The 3,272-nt window shown below is 43.3% G+C and carries 2 protein-coding genes; one reads left to right on the top strand and one right to left on the bottom strand.

The window, feature by feature from the left end:
* Nucleotides 1-592: 592 nt before the first annotated feature.
* Nucleotides 593-2,122 carry an FAD-dependent oxidoreductase gene (locus L0J61_RS10195; RefSeq protein ID WP_301466334.1) on the top strand — a complete coding sequence of 510 codons (1,530 nt, stop codon included), beginning with the start codon at nucleotides 593-595 and terminating at the stop codon, nucleotides 2,120-2,122.
* A 73-nt stretch (nucleotides 2,123-2,195) separates the two neighbouring features.
* Here the strand turns inward: L0J61_RS10195 and L0J61_RS10190 are convergent, their stop codons facing one another.
* A complete protein-coding gene (locus L0J61_RS10190; RefSeq protein WP_301466333.1) occupies nucleotides 2,196-2,879 on the bottom strand; it encodes a TIGR00730 family Rossman fold protein in 684 nt (227 codons plus the stop codon).
* Nucleotides 2,880-3,272 lie beyond the last annotated feature (393 nt).

Genomic DNA, 3,272 nt, shown 5'->3' with positions numbered 1-3,272 from the left:
TAACGCACCTTGTCGACTTCGAAAGATGTTTTTAAATTTATTTATATATATATACATGTTTTTTTATTGATATGTAGTACGAGGTAATGAGGACAGAATAAAGTGGATATGGAAAGCGCTTTGCCAAAAAACTGACGAACACCTGATATCAGTATCTTATATCAATACATTGTTTTTTAGCTTTGCTCCTACTTGCCTCACCTGTATCATTATTTTTATCAGCGTTTTCAAAGTAAAGATGCGCCTTAATATTTATTTAAAAAAAGCCACCACCACCGTGACTGCTTTTTGTTTGCGCCATCAATGCTCTTTATCGTTAATATAAATTGTATGACTGACAAAACTCATGCACGTACTTACGTATTTGATATCATATCTATTGCAGTTTTTCGTAAAATAGCATTACTGCACTTAAGAGTCCCTAAACGATAAAAACATCACTGTAGTGGCTCAATACATGTTGAACTTCCTAAGTCCGCACACATATCAGCAGTTACAAGTCATTTAGGCTTAAGATGTTCAATAAACGCACAAAGCACTAACTGTGGTAAATATCGTCAAGGATACAATAATAATAATGGCTCAATATATGATGAAAAACAAAGAGCATTCGACCAAACGCATCGGTATTTTAGGCGGTGGTACGGCAGGCGCAACGATTGCTATTCGTCTTGCTGCTTTAGGACTCGAGACGCATTTGTTTGAGAAAAAACAATCCCTAATTGATGGGCCGCCGATGTGTCATTTGCACGCAGGTGGTAACCTATATCGTGAGATACCCGACGAGGACTGCGTCGCTCTCCTCAAACAATGTATCGATATTTTACGCCTATATCCATATACCATAGACGTACGTCCGACTGTATTTGCAGTGCCGACGCGCGATGAGGGCTTGCCCGAAGACCTACTACCGCGTCTGGATATTTTAACGGACGCTTATCGCGAGCTGGTCGCACAAGATGCCAACAACAAAGTACTTGGGGAACCCGAAGACTATTATCAGCTATACAGCCACGAGCAATTGCTGCAGCTGGCTGAGTGTGAGCAAGTCAATGAGCCTAGCACCGTTGACGAGTGGATGATACCAGTTGCAAAGTATCTAGACTTAAATAAAGTTAAGTATCCCCTACTCGTCGTACAAGAGTATGGCTGGAATATCTTTCGTTTAGCAGCTTCTGCCCAGCTCGCCTTGGAAGAACAGAGGCACGCGCATATCTTTACCGATACGGCGGTGACTCAAGTCATACCAGTAGACTATAACAGCGGCTCAAACATGGATCATAGTGTGACCAAGTGGCGTATCGACTATAAGCAAGCTGACACATCAGAAGCATCATCGATAGAAGTTGATTATCTGATCAATGCTTGTGGTTTTCGCACCGGAATCATCGATGACATGGTAGGAGTCGAAGTCAGTCGCATGGTTGAGTTCAAGTCTTCTTATATCACTCATTGGGACAAATCAGGTGGGCAAATACCAGAAATAATCGTCTATGGCAATCGCGGCACGCCCGAAGGCATGGCACAGCTTACACCTTATCCAGGTGGCTACTTTCAGATTCACGGCATGAGTAAAGCCATTACTTTATTTGATGATGGTTTGGTCGCGTCAAACACCGCCAGTGCCCAACCACGCCTCCCTCGACAATACATGCACTATATCGAGGACGGTTGGGATAAAGCTCCGTTGCAAGCACGTAGCCAGCAAGCGATTGACTATGTGGCAGAATTTGTCCCGACATTTCAGAGCGCTCGTACGGTGGGCAATGCACTATATGGTGGACAACAAATACCCGGTAAAGATGATACCTTACGAGTCGCTGATGTGAGCCTATATGGTAATATACGCTATGCACGCGCAGAAAATGTTAAAGCATCCTCGACATTAATTGCTGCTGACCAAGTCGTCAATGAACTGGTTGCACTTGGCTTCATAGATGGTGATACACCAGAGAACCAAAACCGCCATACACACCAATGGGCTTATTTAGCGCATAATGATAGTGTGGCTGTGGATGAGGTGGCGCGTAACCTGGCTGAACAACGTGGTTTTCCACTAGCGATGGCTGGGGTCAACCACAGCATTTGTGCGAGAACCGGCCAAACATCAACCCAAGCATAAAAAAAGCAGCCTACCAAAGTTCGGGGGCTGCTCTCTTATCCATATTCATGTACGGTTTTTACGTTGTAATGCTTTAGCTTTCGCTACCTGCCATCTTTTCGGTATCGACGGCGTCGTCTATTTTTACCACAGTCTTTAACATCTCTATCGCTTCATTGATGGTATTGCACACTACCAAACGATCAAGATCTTGTTGCTTCATAAACCCTTGCTCCGCAGTAAATGCTAAATGCTCAATCATACGGTCATAAAAACCATCAATATTTAAGATAATCATTGGCTTCTCATGTTGATAGAGCTGGCGCCAAGTGGCAATCTCCATGATCTCTTCTAGCGTACCCAGACCACCTGGTAAGGTAATAAATGCATCAGCGTATTCTGCCATCACTGTTTTACGAGTGTGCATGGTATCTGTCAAATGCAAGCGAGTCAGCTGTTCATGGGCAATCTCATGCTTGAGCATAAACGTAGGAATCACGCCGACCGCTTGCGCACCGCCTCTGACAACTTCATCAGCCACCGCACCCATCAGACCAATACTCGCACCGCCATAGACCAGTCCCAGACCATTATCCGCTAACGCTGAACCAAGCTCACGAGCCGCCTTCTCATAAACATCATGATTACCCAAGCGCGAGCCACAATAAACAGCGACCAAAGGCATGGTTAACGTAGATTTATCCACCGCTTTTTCTATATTTGTAATATCTTGGCTAGTAATCACTTCATAATTGTCATTGTTAATTTTCATTTGCATGTAACTTCCTCATCTTTTATATCAGGTACTTTTATTCATCATTTGTTATTGAAGGGTTTGTTATTAGAAAAGACTGTGACTTCAGGGATAGAGTTGCATTCAGAGACTTATGTCTATCAGGGCTGATGTGGCTTCGTTATGCTAATGTGGCCTAGTCATATAGTACACGGCATAAACCCAAATTCTTAGTACAGAATATGATCAGCATATAACTCGAAAGTCATCTCTGCTCGAAAGTCATCTTTGCGTGCTTTGCTTACCGTCATATATCTTAACATAAGCACTATGACCACATGGCTTTAAGACGAACTGAGCAGTGTATCAATACGCAATTACTATATTTGGTGGTGTGTCAGAAAGTATGCTGGAGTAATAAAAGAAGGGTGACAGCCG

The organism is Psychrobacter sp. (assembly GCF_030457785.1).
In the GTDB taxonomy this organism is placed as follows: Bacteria; Pseudomonadota; Gammaproteobacteria; order Pseudomonadales; family Moraxellaceae; genus Psychrobacter.
Note: the sequence above shows the minus strand (reverse complement) of the source record. Positions and strands in the feature narration are given on the sequence as shown.

Bases quoted from the DNA above. Each gene is read 5' to 3' on its own strand.
- L0J61_RS10195 (WP_301466334.1), top strand. From the start codon at position 593: ATGAAAAACAAAGAGCATTCGACCAAACGCATCGGTATTTTAGGCGGT.
- L0J61_RS10190 (WP_301466333.1), bottom strand. From the start codon at position 2,879: ATGCAAATGAAAATTAACAATGACAATTATGAAGTGATTACTAGCCAA.